Origin of the sequence: Rathayibacter sp. AY2B9 (assembly GCF_002931595.1) — a bacterium.
GTDB lineage: Bacteria > Actinomycetota > Actinomycetes > Actinomycetales > Microbacteriaceae > Rathayibacter.
Map to the genome: position 1 here is coordinate 59268 of NZ_PSUB01000004.1, position 13983 is coordinate 73250.

Here is a 13983-nt window from a genome sequence, read left to right on the forward strand (position 1 = left end):
GCGCCGGTCGGGTCCTCCGCTCGCGGAGCTCCCCACCGGCGCGGTCCCGCGCCTCCCCCGCAACAGAAAGGGCGCCCTGTGCCGCTCATCCGCATGACCGACGTGCGCAAGGTCTACCCCGGCGCAGGGCGCGGCGCCGCCCCGACCGCGGCCGTCGACGGCGTGAGCCTCGAGATCGACGCGGGCGACGTCTACGGAGTGATCGGCTACTCCGGCGCCGGCAAGAGCACGCTCGCGCGCCTCGTCAACGCCCTCGAGCCCGCGACCAGCGGCAGCATCGAGATCGACGGCCGCGAGACCGTGGGCCTGCCCGAGCGCGAGCTGCGCCGGCTGCGCCTGGGCATCGGGATGATCTTCCAGCAGTTCAACCTGTTCGGCTCGAAGACCGTGGGGCAGAACGTCGCCTACCCGCTGCAGGTCGCGGGCGTCCCGCGGGCGGAGCAGCGCGCCCGCGTCGACGAGATGCTCCGCTTCGTCGGCCTGAGCGACAAGGCGCGCAGCCACCCGGAGCAGCTCTCGGGCGGGCAGAAGCAGCGCGTCGGCATCGCCCGCGCCCTCGCCGCCTCCCCGCGCATCCTGCTGGCCGACGAGGCCACCAGCGCGCTCGACCCGGACACCACCGGCGAGGTGCTCGCCCTCCTCCGCCGCATCAACGAGGAGCTGGGCGTCACCATCGTCGTGATCACCCACGAGATGGACGTGGTCCAGCAGCTCGCGACGAAGGTCGCGGTGATGGAGTCGGGCCGCATCGTGGAGCGCGGGCCCGTCTTCGACGTGTTCTCGGCCCCGCGCGAGCCGGTCACCCGCCGCTTCGTCTCCACGGTCGTCCGCTCGGTGCCCTCGCCCGCGGAGGCGGCCGTGCTGCGTACGCGCCACCGCGGCCGGCTGGTCACGCTCTCGTTCTCGGACGACTCCGCCTCCCAGGGCGACGTCTTCGCCGAGGTCGCGGCGGCCGGCGTGCCGCTCGAGCTCGTCTACGGCGGCATCACCGACGTCCGCGGACGGGCCTTCGGCCACCTCACGGTCGCCCTCGACGCGCCGGACGGCGTCGTCGACCCCCTCCTCGCCCGCCTCGGCGGACGCGTCGCCCTCACGGAGGTGCCCCGATGAACGAGCTGATCCCGCTCCTGCCCAAGCTCGTCCAGGCGACCGGCGAGACGCTCTACATCGTCGCGCTGAGCCTCCTCTTCGGCGGGCTCGGCGGACTGCTGATCGGACTGGGCCTCGCGCTCACCCGCGGCGGCGCCCTCTACGCGAACCGGGTGGTCCACGGACTGCTCAACGTGATCGTGAACGTGTTCCGGCCGATCCCGTTCATCATCTTCATCGCCGCGGCCCAGCCGCTGGCCCGGCTGGTGGTCGGCTCCGGCATCGGCACGGACGCGATCGTCTTCACCCTCTCGCTCGGCGCCGCCTTCGGCATCGGGCGGATCGTGGAGCAGAACCTGCTGACCGTGCAGCCCGGCGTGATCGAGGCGGCGCGGTCGGTCGGAGCGAGCCGGTTCCGGATCGTCCGCACGGTGCTGCTGCCGGAGGCGCTCGGTCCGCTGATCCTCGGCTACACGTTCGTGTTCGTCGCCGTGATCGACATGTCGGCGGTCGCCGGATACATCGGCGCCGGCGGGCTCGGCAACTTCGCGATCCAGTACGGCTACCGGCAGTTCGAGCCCGTCGTCACCTGGGCCGCGGTGCTCGTGATCATCGTGATCGTGCAGCTGGTGCAGCTGCTCGGCAACGTGCTGGCCCGCCGCGTCCTGCGCCGCTGAGGCCGCCCCCCGCACCAACGCGAGACGCCACTCCGGTTCGCGACACGCAAGGGTCGCTGTACCGGAGTGGCGTCTCGCGGAGTGCCGTCCGCCGGGGCGGGAGGCGTCAGTAGCGCGGCTTGCGCTCCGGGCGCTCGCTCGAGCGGCTCGGGCCGCTGGGGCGTGCGCCGCGGTCGGCGCCGGCGCGGCTCGGACGGCGGTCCGGCTTCAGCTCGATCAGCTGGCCGCTGATGCGGGTGTCGGCGAGGCGGTCGAGCACGTCCTGGGGCAGGTCGGCCGGCAGCTCCACGATCGAGAAGTCCGGGCGGATGTCGATGTGCCCGAAGTCGCCGCGGTTGAGGCCGCCCTCGTTCGCGAGCGCGCCCACGATCTGGCGGGGCTCGACGCGCTGGCGGCGGCCGACCTCGATCCGGTACGAGGCGAGGTTGCTGTTCGCCGGGCGCTGACGGCGCTCGGGACGCTCGCCCCGGTCGCCGCCGCGGTCGAAGCGGTCGCCGCGCTCGGGGCGGTCGCCCCGGTCGGGCCGGGAGTCGCGGTCCTCGCGCTCGCGACGGGCGAAGCGGGGGTCGTCGGGCGAGAGCAGCAGCGGCTCCTCGCCCTGCGCGACGATGGCCAGCGCGGCGGCGACGTCCGACTCGACCACGTCGTGGTGCTCGACGTAGTGGCCGATGATGTCGCGGAAGCGCTGCAGGCGCTCGGTGTCGGCGAGCGCCGCGGTGATCGCGTCGTCGAAGCGCGAGAGGCGGGTGACGTTGACGTCCTCGACGCTCGGCATCCGCATCTCGGTCAGCGGCTGGCGGGTGGCCTTCTCGATGGCGGCGAGGAGGCGGCGCTCGCGCGGCGTGACGAAGCTGATCGCCGCTCCGCTGCGCCCCGCGCGGCCGGTGCGGCCGATGCGGTGGACGTACGACTCGGTGTCGATCGGGATGTCGTAGTTGACGACGTGGCTGATGCGCTCGACGTCGAGGCCGCGGGCGGCGACGTCGGTCGCGACGAGGATGTCGAGCTTGCCGGACTTCAGCTGCTCGACGGTGCGCTCGCGCTGGGCCTGGGCCACGTCGCCGCTGATCGCCGCCGCGGTGTAGCCGCGGGCGCGCAGCTTCTCGGCCAGCGTCTCCGTCTCGCTCTTCGTGCGGACGAACACGATCATGCCCTCGAAGTTCTCGACCTCGAGGATGCGGGTGAGGGCGTCGACCTTCTGCGGGTACGACACCATCAGGTAGCGCTGGGTGGTGTTGACGGAGGTCGTGGTCTTGTTCTTGACCGTGATCTCCTCCGGCTCCTTCAGGTACTTGCCGGAGATGCGGCGGATCTGCGCGGGCATCGTCGCCGAGAACAGCGCGATCTGCTTCTCGACGGGGGTGTCGGCGAGGATCGTCTCGACGTCCTCCGCGAAGCCCATCTTGAGCATCTCGTCGGCCTCGTCGAGAACCAGGAACTTCAGCTGCGAGAGGTCGAGGGTGCCCTTCTCGAGGTGGTCCATGATGCGGCCGGGCGTGCCGACGACGACGTGGACGCCGCGGCGGAGCGCGGAGAGCTGGGTGCCGTATCCCTGGCCGCCGTAGACGGGGAGGACGTGGACGCCGCGGAGGCCGGACGCGTAGCGCTCGAACGCCTCGCACACCTGCAGCGCGAGCTCGCGGGTCGGAGCCAGCACGAGGGCCTGCGGCGTCTTCTGCGAGACGTCGAGGCGCGAGAGGATCGGCAGCGCGAACGCCGCGGTCTTGCCGGTGCCGGTCTGGGCGACGCCGAGGACGTCGCGGCCGGAGAGGAGGGACGGGATCGTCGCGGCCTGGATGGCCGAGGGCGTCTCGTAGCCGACCTCCTTGAGGGCCTTGAGGACCGGGTCGGAGAGACCGAGGTCGGAGAAGGTGAGCGTGGGGGCGCTCTCGGAAGCGGTGTCGGCTTCGGGGGCGGAATCGGGGGTATCGGTGGACGCCATGGTGCAACGGTAGTGCTCCGGCGGCGCCGCCGTCCGAGGGAACCCCGAACGCTCGGGCGATCCCGACCCTCCGGAGGCGCCTCGAGCGCCCGTCACGGGGTGAAGTCGAGCAGCACCTTGCTCGAGCGCGAGGCGTCGCGGGCGAGCTCGAAGGCCTCGAGCGCGCGCTCCAGCGGCACCACCTGCGTGACCACCGGCGCCACCGCGAGGCTCCCGTCGGCGAGCGCCGCCAGCACCTCGTCGATCTCGTCGACGAAGCGGAAGGAGCCGATCAGGCGCAGCTCCCGGGTGATCGCGAGCGAGATCAGGGCCGGCTGCTCGCCCGAGGGGAGGAGTCCCACCATCACGACGGTGCCGCCGCGGGCGGCGCCCCGGACGGCCGAGGCGAGGCCGCGCGGGCTGCCCGAGGACTCGAAGACGACGTCGGCGGCGACTTCGGCGATCGCGGCTGCGTCGGTCGCGCGGATCGTCCGGGTCGCGCCGACCGCGCGGGCGATCGCGAGCGGCTCCTCGGCCAGGTCGACCGCAACGATCTCGGCCGCCCCCGCCCGCTTCAGCACGGCGACGATCAGCGCGCCGATCGGGCCGCTGCCGATCACCAGCGCGCGCCGTCCCGACACTTCACCCGCGCGCGACACCGCGTGCCAGGCGACGCTCGCCGGCTCCGCGAGCGCCGCCTCCCGGAGCCCGAGACCGGCGGGCAGCTCGCGGAGCATGCGCGCCGGCAGCACCACGTGGCGGGCGAACGCGCCCTGGGTGTGGGGCATCCGCGCGGCGCTGCCCAGATAGGTGCCCTCGGTCGCGAGGTTGGGGCGCCCGTCGGGCCACTCGCCGCGCGCGGTCGCGGGGTGCACGGCGACGGCCGCGCCGACCGGGGGTCCTGAGCCGTCCGCCGCTGCCTCGACGACCGTGCCGACCACCTCGTGGCCGAGCGTCAGCGGCTCGCGGAGGATCGACTCGCCCGCGGCGCCGTGCGTCCAGTAGTGCAGATCGGAGCCGCAGATCCCGCCGTAGGCGACGGCGACGAGGGCCTCGCCGGGGCCGCGCGGCGCGAGCGGCGCCTCCTCGACGCGGAGGTCGCCGGCGGCGTGGACGACGACGCGGGTGGTGGAGTCGGGGACGAGCGCGGTCATGCGGGTTCCGTTCGGTGGGTCGAGGGGTGGCTCAGACGACGACGGTCATGCCGCCGTCGATGAAGACGACCTGCCCGTTGACGTAGTCCGAGCCGTCGGAGGCGAGCCAGACGGCGGGGCCGATCAGGTCCTCGACGCGGCCCCAGCGCGCGGCGGGCGTGCGCCCGAGGATCCAGCTGTTGAACTCCTCGTCGTCGACGAGGCCCTGCGTCATCTCGGTGTGGATGTACCCCGGAGCGATCGCATTGACCTGGATGCCGTGCTGCGCCCACTCCGCCGTCATCGCGCGGGTGAGGTTGCGGATCCCGCCCTTCGAGGCGGTGTAGGGCGCGATCGTCGGCCGCGCGAGATCGGCCTGCACCGAGGCGACGTTGACGATCTTCCCGGCGCCGCGCGGGATCATCCGCTTCGCCGCCGCCCGGCCGACCACGAAGGCGCTGGTGAGGTTCGTGCGCAGCACCCGCTCCCAGTCGGCGACCTCGAGCTCGAGCAGGGGCACGCGGTGCTGGACGCCGGCGTTGTTGACCAGGATGCGCAGCGGACCCACCGCCTCCTCGATCCAGGCGACGCCCGCCTCGGCGGCCGCGTCGTCGGTGACGTCGAAGGCGCGGGCGTGGATCCGCGGGCGGTCGTCGGTGCCGGGGAACCGCTCCGCGAGCTCGGCGCGGGCGGCCTCGAGGCGCTCGGGGTCGAGGCCGTTCAGGACGACGGTGGCGCCCGCCTCGGCGAGGCCGGTGGCGACGGCGCGGCCGATGCCGCGGCTGGATCCGGTGACGAGCGCCACGCGGTCGGTCAGGTCGAAGAGCACGGTTCCTCCAGAGGGTCGGAGCGGGTGTCAGGGCTGCGGAGGCGCCGCGCGCGGAGGGCCCGCGACGGTGCGGCTCGCGAGCGCGCCGATCCCGTCGAGGGCGATCAGCACCTCCTGGCCGGGCCCGACCTCGACGGCCGTGCCGGGCGAGCCGGTGAGGACGACGTCACCCGGGTGGAGCGTGAGGTGGGAGGTGAGGTGCACCAGGATCTGGGCGGCGCGCCAGCCGAGGCGGTCGGTCGAGGAGACGGCCCGCACCTCCCCGTCGACGCTCACCGTGATGCCGACCGCGTCGACGTCGACTCCGGTCTCGATCCACGGTCCGAGCGGCGTCCAGCCGTCGCCGTTCTTGCCCTGGAGGAAGAGGCCGTCGGCGGCGATCATCCCGGGAGCGGTGACGTCGTTCGCGACCGTCGCTCCGAGCACGTGCGCGAGCGCGTCCTCGGGCGTGAGGTGCCGCGCGGTGCGGCCGATGACCAGGGCGAGCTCGCCCTCGACGACCACCGGGCCGATGCCCTCGTCGAGGACGATCGGGTCGCCGGGCCCGGCCAGCGTGTGCGCGGTCTTGTGGAAGGCCTGCGGCGGCAGCAGCCGGTCGGCCGCGGAGCCGTTGTGCGCCATGCCGAGGATGACGCGGGGCTCCACCGGGGCCAGCAGGTGCGCGCCCTCGACGGGCCAGCGGCGGCCCGTCTCGACCGGCTCCGCGGCGAAGGCGTCCTCGATCTCGCGCCACTCCCCCGCGACCTGGAGGACGACGGCCGGTCCGTCCTCGGCCCCGATCCGCGCGAGGCGCATCAGCGGACGCCCCTCGGCTCGACGCCGGTGCGGCTGCTCGTGCTGCTCGTTCTGCTGGTCGCCACGGTGCCTCGCTCACTCCGGCCCGCAGAGGCGGGATGGGCCGAGCGTAACAGCCCAGTGAACGGGATTCAACGGAATGGACGGCGAGGCGTCAGTCGGGCGCTCCGGCGACGAGGGGCGGGCGGCCGAGCGCCGCGGCGGCCTCGCGGAGGGCCGCGACGACCTCCTCCTGATCGTCGCCGACCGGCCGGACCAGCGAGACGCCGACCGCGACCGAGAGATCGGAGCGGGTGGCGGCCGGGACCGCGACGGCGACGCCCAGGACGCTGGGGTGCAGCTCGCCGTCGTCGATCGCGTAGCCGCGCACGCGCGCCGCGGCGACCTTGCGGAGCAGCTCGCGGGTCGAGGACGTGGACCGGTCGGTGAAGACGACGATGTCGCGGTCGTCGGCGAAGCGCTCGGCGATCTCGCTGTCGTCGAGCTCGGCCAGGAGCGCCGTTCCGACGGCCGTGGCGGAGGCGGGGTACCGGTCGCCGACGCTCGCGGACAGCGCGAACCGCTCCCGCCCCTCGTGCACCGCCAGGTAGAGGACCCGCGTGCCGTCGAGCAGCGCGATCTGCACCAGCTGACGCGAGAGCACCGGCGACTCCTCGCAGAGCCGGTAGAACTCGCGCACCGGGTCGAAGCCGGCGAGGTAGTGGCTGCCGAGCTCGACGGTGCGCCGGCCGAGGAGGAAGCCGGAGCCGACGCGGCGGATGAGCCGGCCCTCCTCGAGAGCGGCGCAGAGGTTCGAGGTCGACGACTTGGCGATCCCGAGCTCGCGGGCGATGTCCGTCAGCGTACGCGGGCCGCCCGCGTCGGCGAGGAGGTCGAGGATCCGCATGGCGCGCGACACGGCCGGGGCGCCCGATCCCCTGTCGGAGTCGACCGTCGTCGGGGGCGCATCGGGGCGGGCCATGGCGTCCTCTTCCGGGGGCGGGATCAGTAGAACTCCACCGTATCGACTCGGTTGATCAGGGGCTCCCCGTCGAGGAAGCGGGTGGCGTTGCGCGCGAAGAGCTCGGCGATCAGGCGGTCCTCCGCGACGTTCAGCGCCGCGGTGTGGGGGCTGATCAGGACGCTCGGGTGGCTCCAGAGCGGGCTGCTCTGCTCGAGCGGCTCCTCCGCCACCACGTCGAGCGCGGCGAAGCCGACGCGGCCGTCGTCGAGGGCGGCGAGCAGCGCCTCCTCGTCGACGACCGTCCCGCGGCCGACGCTGACGAACGAGGCGCCGGGGCGCAGTGCGGCGAAGAACTCGGAGCCGACCAGCTTCTCGGTGGCGGCGGTGCCGGGGAGCGTGACGACGACCCCGTCGATCCGGCCCGCCGCCTCCGCGATCGCGTCGGGGGCGACGATCTCGTCGACGTGCTCGACCTCGGTCTCGTGGCGGCTCGTGCCGATCACGCGGGCGCCGAGCTGCTGGAGCTTGCGGGCCGTCGCGCGCCCGATCGTGCCGAGCCCCACGATCAGGACCGTCTGCTCCGAGATCAGCCCCATCGTCCACCGGCCGCCCCAGACGCGCTCGCGCTGGAGGGCCTGGAGGCGCGGGAGGGACTTGGCGCCGGCCAGGAGTCCGAAGACCCCGAACTCGGCGAGCGGCTCGGAGTGGACTCCCGCCGAGGTCGAGAACGCGATGCGCTCGAGCTGCGCGTCGTCGAGCCCCGCGGCCCGCACCTGCGCGCCTCCGCCGGCGGGCATCGTCTGCACCCAGCGGAGGCGCGGATTCGCGGCGGCCGTGCGCGCGAGGGCGGCGGGGGTCTCGTCCGGCACGCCGTAGAGCACGTCGGCGGAGTCGACCAGCTCGTCGAAGGCGCGCTGCTGCTCCGGGGTGCGCCGGAAGGAGGGGTCTCCGCCGTGGTCGCCGGGGTGGCGCATCGGAGGGAGGAGACTCTGGTCGGCGACGACCTCGAGGCGCGGCTCGAGCTCGACGATGCGGGCGATCAGCTCGGGGCTGAGCGGCGAGGCGATGACGACGCGGAGGCGATCGGTCACGGGTGTCCCTTCGCGGGACGGTGCGGGAGGCGCTCCCCCGGATCGGCCCGCGCCCACCCTACTTCACTCCTGTGAACCGTGTTCGATATGCTGGGCGCATGCCGGACACCACGACCGCCGCCCTCCCGCCCGCGCGCACCGGCTTCATCGGGCTCGGGAGCATGGGCGCCCCGATGGCCCGGCGCCTCGTCGCCGCCGGCGTCCCGCTCGGGATCACGGCGCGCCCCGCGTCCGCCGACCGCGCCCGCCGCGCCGTCCCCGAGGCGCAGTGGCACGACTCCGCCCGCTCGCTCGCCGCCGCCTCGGACGTGCTGATCGTGATGGTGCCGGACCTGCCGCAGCTCGAGGAGGTGCTCGAGGGAGAAGAGGGAGTGCTCGCCGCCGGGTCGGACCTCGTGCTCGTCGTCTGCTCCAGCGTGTCCGCCACCGGCCTGCGCGAGCTGGCGGGACGCCACCCGCGGCTCCGCCTCGTCGACGCCCCCGTCAGCGGCGGCACCGAGGGCGCCGAGGCGGGGACCCTCTCGATCATGGCCGGCGGAGCGGAGGAGGACGTCGCCCGCGTGCTGCCCGTGCTGTCCGCCTGCGGGACCGCCGTCCGCCTCGGGCCGCTCGGCGCCGGCGAGGTGGCGAAGGCCTGCAACCAGCTCGTCGTCGCCGCGACCATGACCGCGATCGCGGAGGCCGCCGTCATCGCCGAGCGCTCCGGCCTCGACCTCGACACGCTGCTCGCCCTGCTGCAGGGCGGCTACGCGGGCAGCCGCGTGCTCGAGACCAAGCGCGCCGCCCTGGTCGCCCGCGACTACACGCCGACCGGCGTCGCCTCCTTCATGGACAAGGACCTGCGGGCCGCGGCCGACGAGGCGGAGGCGACGGGCACCTCCGCTCCGCTGCTCGGCACGCTCCGCACCGTGTTCCGCGACCTGGTCGACGCCGGCCTCGGCGACGAGGACCTCGCGGTGGTGCACCGCTTCGTCGCCGAGCGCTGAGGCGGGGAGCGTTCGCGAGGAGGCCGGGCGGAGACGTCCCGCTGCGCGCCGAGACGCCGGCGAGGGGCGGTGCCTCGGCGGAGAGGCGCCGCGCGAGAGCAGCCTCCGCGCGTCGGCGCAAGGGCCCCCGCTCCGGGCGTCCCCGACCTAGCGTCGGAGGAACGGCATCATCGAGCGAAGGAGCACGACATGGCATCAGGAGTCGCAACGGTCTGGGTCCCCGTCACGGACATGGAGCGGGCGGTCGCGTTCTACCGCGACACGCTCGGCCTCGAGGTCAAGGACACCTCGGCCGACTGGTCGGAGCTGGACGCCGGCGGGCTGATGATCGGCCTGAACGCCCGCGAATCGGCCACGGTCGCGGAGCAGGGCGGGGCGGTCATCTCGTTCCAGCCCGAGGGCTCGATCGAGGACGAGCTGGAGCGCCTCACGGCGCGGGGCGCGTCGATCGAGGGTGAGATCAGCGACCACGAGTGGGGCCGCATCCTCCCCTTCAAGGACTCGGAGGGCAACGACCTCCAGTTCTACTCGCCGCCGCAGGGCTGAGCGGAGGACCGCCGTCGAGGCGGCCGCGACGAGCGGCGGGCGGGCCGGAGCCGGAGGGCTGCGGTCCGCCCGCCGCTGTGCGTCGCGCGGCCCGTCGGTCCTCGCGCAGGCGCGTCGCCCGGCCGGTCCGATCCTCGGATCGTCTCTCCGCCGCACGTGAGGCCCTCCTCCCAGCCCGCCTCCGCACCTGAGGTCCTAAGATCAGTTGTCCGCCGCATCTGCGGACCCCAGATCCGGAGGTCCCCGTGCATCGTCGCCTGCTCCCCCTCGTCCCGGCCGCTGCCGCGCTCCTCCTGCTCGCCGGCTGCTCCGCTCCGTCGACCCCCGCCGGCGATACGGCCACCGGCGGCGCGACGTCCTCGGTCGGCGGCTCCATCACGGTCTTCGCCGCCGCCTCGCTGAAGGGCGCGTTCACCGAGCTCGCCACGGGGTTCGAGGCCGCCGAGCCCGGCGCGCAGGTCGAGCTCTCCTTCGCCGGCTCCTCCGACCTCGCGACGCAGATCGTCAACGGCGCCCCGGCCGACGTCTTCGCCTCCGCCGACGAGCGCACGATGTCCACCGTCGCCGAGGCCGGGCTCGTCGACGGGAACCCGGTCGACATCGCCACGAACACGCTCGAGATCGCCGTGCCTCCCGGCAACCCGGCGCAGGTCGCCTCGCTCGCCGACCTCGCCCGGCCCGGGACCGCCACCGTCGTCTGCGCGCCGCAGGTGCCGTGCGGAGCGGCGGCCGCCGCGGTCGAGCAGGCCGCCGGCGTCGACATCTCTCCCGTGAGCGAGGAGTCGTCGGTCACCGACGTGCTCGGCAAGGTGTCCTCGGGCGAGGCGGACGCCGGGCTCGTCTACGCGACCGACGTCCGCGGGGCTGCGGGCTCGGTCACCGGCATCCCCTTCGCCGAGGCCTCGGAGGCGGTGAACACGTACCCGATCGCGGCGCTGACCGGAGCGGGCGACCCGGCCACGGCGGCGGCCTTCGTCGCGTACGTCGCCTCCGACGCCGGGCGCGCGGTGCTCGCGGCGGCCGGGTTCGGAGCACCGTGAGAGGCGTCGCGGCGTCGGAGGAGGCCTGCACGGCGGTCGGCAGGTCGGTCATAGGAGGGTCGTAGGACGGTCATCGGAGGCGCAGAGCCCCGGCCGCAAGGGTTGCTCGCGACGGACACCACGATCGACGAGGAGCACGACCATGACCCGCATCCCGGAGCCCCGCAGCACGCCCGACGGACCGGCCTACGAGGGCCGCCGGCTCGACCGCCCCGAGGAGGAGGTGGTCGACCAGGGCCTCCCGTTCGACGTGGGCACCCTCTTCTCGCGGCGCGGCGTGCTGACGCTGGTCGGCGCGGGGGCGGCGACCCTCGGGCTCGCGGCGTGCGCCACCGGAGGATCGGGATCCGCCTCCCCCGCCGCCGCGACCGCCGCCGCGACTCCCACCGCGACCGCCACGGCCGGGACCGCCACCGCGGTCGCCGGCGAGATCCCCGACGAGACGGCCGGACCCTACCCGGGCGACGGCTCGAACGGGGTCGACGTCCTCGAGCGCTCCGGGATCGTCCGCAGCGACCTGCGGACCAGCATCGGCGGCGGCGCGACGGCCGACGGGGTCCCCCTGGCGCTCACTCTGACGATCCTCGACGCGGCGAACGGGGACGTGCCGTTCGCCGGAGCCGCCGTGTACGTCTGGCACTGCGACGCGAACGGGGACTACTCGATGTACTCCAGCGGCGTCGAGGACGAGACGTACCTCCGTGGCGTGCAGGTCGCCGACGCGTCGGGCGTCGTCTCCTTCGCCTCGATCGTCCCGGCCTGCTACTCCGGCCGCTGGCCGCACATCCACTTCGAGGTGTACCCGGGAGCGGACTCGATCACCGACGCGTCGAACGCGATCGCGACCTCGCAGGTCGCCCTGCAGGAGGAGGCGTGCACCGCGGTCTACGCCCTCGATGCGTACGCGGGCTCGGCCGCGAACCTCGCCCGGGTCGGCCTGGACACCGACTCCGTCTTCGGCGACGACGGCGGAGCCCTGCAGCTCGCGGCGATGTCCGGCAGCCCGGCGTCCGGCTACTCCGCGGCACTCACGGCGAGCGTCGACACCCGCACCGCGCCGACCGCGGGCGCCGCACCCCGCAGCCGCTGACTGCGTCCTCCTCCGCGGGACGCCGCTCCGGTCCGCGACACGCCGACGGCGGCGTACCGGAGCGGCCTCTCGCGAGAGGGGAACGGGCGTCAGCGCAGGAGGCGGCGGGCGACGGCCACGGCGCCGAGGGCGGCGAGGACCCAGGGACCGCCGACGAGCAGCGGGTCGAGGATCTGGTGGCGCACGTCGGTCCGGCCGCGGCGCGAGGCGATCGGGTGCGCGTGCGCCTCGGCCAGCACACCGGTCTCGGTGATCGGATCGTCCGGCCGCGTCGTGAGCAGCGAGCGGAGGTGCGCCCCGGTCGACTCCACCCGGTCGCCCAGCACGAGCAGCAGCCAGTGCGCGTGGCGCCCCTCGCTGAACCGGTCGTAGGCGTAGCGGCGGATCGCGCCCGAGAGGCCGTGGAGGGGCTGCGCCGTGCCGAAGACGGCGGGCAGCTCGAGGTGCTCGATGCTCTTCTCGCGACGGCCGTGCGTCCGCATCCTCTCCGGACGCTCCCAGTGCGCGCCCGAGACGAGGTCGCTGCGCTCGCGGGGGAAGGCGGGCCGGTCGGCGGGATCGAGGTCGGCGCCCCAGCCCGGGATGCGGGCACGCAGCTCCTCGGCGGTCGGCACGCGGACGGGGCGGTCGGCGGTGTACGGCACGGGATCCTCCTACGGGACGACGACGGTCTTGATGCAGCCGTCGAGCTTGGACGAGAACAGGTGGTACCCCTCGGCGATGTGCTCGAGCGGGATGCGGTGCGTGATCAGGTCGCTGGGCGTGATGTGCCCGGCACGGATGTGCTCGAACAGGCGCGGCCACTGGCGGGTGACGGGGGCCTGGTTCATCCGCAGCGTGAGGCCCTTGTTGACGGCGTCGCCGAACTTGACGGCGCTCGCGAGCGGACCGTAGGCGCCCATCACCGAGACGGTGCCGCCCTTGCGGACGCCGTCGATCGCCCAGTTGAGCGCGATCGGCGAGCCGCCCTGCAGCTTGAGCTTGGCCCCGGTGACGTGCTGGAGGAGGTTCCCGTCGGCCTCCGCGCCGACCGCGTCGATCACGACGTCGGCGCCGAGCCCGCCGGTGGTCTTCTTGAGGGTGACGACGAGGTCGTCCTCCTCGGTGTAGTCGATGGTCTCGGCGAAGGCGAAGTCGCGGGCCTTGGCGAGGCGGTAGTCGATCTGGTCGACGACGATGACGCGGCCGGCGCCCATCAGCCAGGCGGAGCGCGCGGCGGCCAGGCCGACCGGTCCGGCTCCGAGCACCACGACCGTGTCGCCCTCGACGATGTCGCCGAGCTGCGCGCCGAAGTAGCCGGTCGAGAAGGCGTCGGTGAGCATCAGGGCGTCCTCGTGCGGCAGCCACTCGGGGATCCTCGTCGGGCCCACGTCGGCGAACGGGACGCGCACGTACTCCGCCTGCCCGCCGTCGTAGCCGCCCGCCGAATGCGAGTAGCCGTAGATGCCGCCGATCGCGGTGGCGTTCGGATTCACGTTGTGGCAGTTGGAGTAGAGGCCGCGGGAGCAGAACCAGCAGGAGCCGCAGTAGATGGTGAAGGGGACCATCACCGTGTCGCCGACGCTGAGGTTCTGCACCGACGAGCCGACCTCGTCGACCACGCCGATGAACTCGTGGCCGAAGGTGTGGCCGATCCGGGTGTCCGGGAGCAGCCCGTGGTAGAGGTGCAGGTCGGATCCGCAGATCGCCGCCAGCGTCACCCGGACGATCGCGTCGTTCGGGTGCTCGATCCTCGGCCGGTCCTTCTCCTCCACGCGGACCTTGTAGGGGCCCCGGTAGACCATCGCGCGCATGCCGCCTCCTGTGTCGTCGTCTCTTCAGCGTGCGTCGTGCTCCCGCCGGT

The 13983-nt window shown here is 74.0% G+C and carries 14 protein-coding genes; 6 read left to right on the plus strand and 8 right to left on the minus strand.

Annotated features, from left to right (window positions below; genetic code table 11):
• Positions 1-93: 93 nt before the first annotated feature.
• A complete protein-coding gene (locus C5C25_RS05550) occupies positions 94-1110 on the plus strand; it encodes a methionine ABC transporter ATP-binding protein (RefSeq protein WP_104250094.1) in 1017 nt (338 codons plus the stop codon).
• Positions 1107-1766 carry a methionine ABC transporter permease gene (locus C5C25_RS05555; RefSeq protein ID WP_104233527.1) on the plus strand — a complete coding sequence of 220 codons (660 nt, stop codon included), beginning with the start codon at positions 1107-1109 and terminating at the stop codon, positions 1764-1766. The genes C5C25_RS05550 and C5C25_RS05555 overlap by 4 nt, the downstream gene beginning before the upstream one ends.
• A 106-nt stretch (positions 1767-1872) precedes the next feature.
• On the opposite strand, the gene C5C25_RS05560 is transcribed toward C5C25_RS05555, so the two are convergent.
• From C5C25_RS05560 to C5C25_RS05585, 6 genes are all read right to left on the minus strand, one after another.
• Entirely contained in the window at positions 1873-3708 is a 1836-nt protein-coding gene (locus tag C5C25_RS05560) for a DEAD/DEAH box helicase (RefSeq protein WP_104237941.1), read from the minus strand.
• A 92-nt stretch (positions 3709-3800) separates the two neighbouring features.
• Positions 3801-4841, minus strand: a complete 1041-nt coding sequence (locus C5C25_RS05565; protein ID WP_104249984.1) for an L-idonate 5-dehydrogenase — start codon at positions 4839-4841, stop codon at positions 3801-3803.
• Between the two features lie 31 nt (positions 4842-4872).
• Positions 4873-5649 carry an SDR family oxidoreductase gene (locus C5C25_RS05570; protein ID WP_104249985.1) on the minus strand — a complete coding sequence of 259 codons (777 nt, stop codon included), beginning with the start codon at positions 5647-5649 and terminating at the stop codon, positions 4873-4875.
• Positions 5650-5676: 27 nt separating this feature from the next.
• Positions 5677-6444 (minus strand): fumarylacetoacetate hydrolase family protein, encoded by a 768-nt coding sequence (locus C5C25_RS05575; RefSeq protein WP_104249986.1) that lies wholly within the window; start codon positions 6442-6444, stop codon positions 5677-5679.
• Between the two features lie 154 nt (positions 6445-6598).
• Positions 6599-7405 carry an IclR family transcriptional regulator gene (locus C5C25_RS05580; protein WP_104249987.1) on the minus strand — a complete coding sequence of 269 codons (807 nt, stop codon included), beginning with the start codon at positions 7403-7405 and terminating at the stop codon, positions 6599-6601.
• 23 nt (positions 7406-7428) lie between these two features.
• Complete coding sequence (locus tag C5C25_RS05585) at positions 7429-8478, minus strand: D-2-hydroxyacid dehydrogenase (RefSeq protein ID WP_258069349.1); 1050 nt, start codon at positions 8476-8478, stop codon at positions 7429-7431.
• Positions 8479-8576: 98 nt separating this feature from the next.
• Between C5C25_RS05585 and C5C25_RS05590 the strand changes: the two genes are divergently transcribed.
• The 4 genes from C5C25_RS05590 (at position 8577) to C5C25_RS05605 (ending at position 12140) form a co-directional block, all read left to right on the plus strand.
• Positions 8577-9464: an NAD(P)-dependent oxidoreductase gene (locus C5C25_RS05590; RefSeq protein WP_104249989.1), complete on the plus strand. Its 888-nt coding sequence runs from the start codon at positions 8577-8579 to the stop codon at positions 9462-9464.
• 189 nt (positions 9465-9653) lie between these two features.
• Positions 9654-10010, plus strand: a complete 357-nt coding sequence (locus C5C25_RS05595; protein ID WP_104222452.1) for a VOC family protein — start codon at positions 9654-9656, stop codon at positions 10008-10010.
• Positions 10011-10255: 245 nt separating this feature from the next.
• Positions 10256-11050, plus strand: coding sequence for a molybdate ABC transporter substrate-binding protein (gene modA / locus C5C25_RS05600; RefSeq protein WP_104249990.1), 795 nt, complete (start codon positions 10256-10258; stop codon positions 11048-11050).
• A gap of 142 nt (positions 11051-11192) precedes the next feature.
• Complete coding sequence (locus tag C5C25_RS05605) at positions 11193-12140, plus strand: intradiol ring-cleavage dioxygenase (protein ID WP_104249991.1); 948 nt, start codon at positions 11193-11195, stop codon at positions 12138-12140.
• Between the two features lie 89 nt (positions 12141-12229).
• On the opposite strand, the gene C5C25_RS05610 is transcribed toward C5C25_RS05605, so the two are convergent.
• Together C5C25_RS05610 and C5C25_RS05615 are read right to left on the minus strand one after the other, a co-directional pair.
• Complete coding sequence (locus C5C25_RS05610) at positions 12230-12784, minus strand: hypothetical protein (protein WP_104233517.1); 555 nt, start codon at positions 12782-12784, stop codon at positions 12230-12232.
• 9 nt (positions 12785-12793) lie between these two features.
• Positions 12794-13933: a zinc-dependent alcohol dehydrogenase gene (locus tag C5C25_RS05615; RefSeq protein WP_104249992.1), complete on the minus strand. Its 1140-nt coding sequence runs from the start codon at positions 13931-13933 to the stop codon at positions 12794-12796.
• Positions 13934-13983: the final 50 nt, after the last annotated feature.

Excerpts from the sequence above, each read along its gene's own strand:
- C5C25_RS05560 (WP_104237941.1), bottom strand. The coding sequence starts at position 3,708 with ATGGCGTCCACCGATACCCCCGATTCCGCCCCCGAAGCCGACACCGCT.
- C5C25_RS05595 (WP_104222452.1), top strand. The coding sequence starts at position 9,654 with ATGGCATCAGGAGTCGCAACGGTCTGGGTCCCCGTCACGGACATGGAG.
- C5C25_RS05565 (WP_104249984.1), bottom strand. The coding sequence starts at position 4,841 with ATGACCGCGCTCGTCCCCGACTCCACCACCCGCGTCGTCGTCCACGCC.
- C5C25_RS05590 (WP_104249989.1), top strand. The coding sequence starts at position 8,577 with ATGCCGGACACCACGACCGCCGCCCTCCCGCCCGCGCGCACCGGCTTC.
- C5C25_RS05550 (WP_104250094.1), top strand. The coding sequence starts at position 94 with ATGACCGACGTGCGCAAGGTCTACCCCGGCGCAGGGCGCGGCGCCGCC.
- C5C25_RS05555 (WP_104233527.1), top strand. The coding sequence starts at position 1,107 with ATGAACGAGCTGATCCCGCTCCTGCCCAAGCTCGTCCAGGCGACCGGC.
- C5C25_RS05605 (WP_104249991.1), top strand. The coding sequence starts at position 11,193 with ATGACCCGCATCCCGGAGCCCCGCAGCACGCCCGACGGACCGGCCTAC.
- C5C25_RS05575 (WP_104249986.1), bottom strand. The coding sequence starts at position 6,444 with ATGCGCCTCGCGCGGATCGGGGCCGAGGACGGACCGGCCGTCGTCCTC.
- C5C25_RS05580 (WP_104249987.1), bottom strand. The coding sequence starts at position 7,405 with ATGGCCCGCCCCGATGCGCCCCCGACGACGGTCGACTCCGACAGGGGA.
- C5C25_RS05615 (WP_104249992.1), bottom strand. The coding sequence starts at position 13,933 with ATGCGCGCGATGGTCTACCGGGGCCCCTACAAGGTCCGCGTGGAGGAG.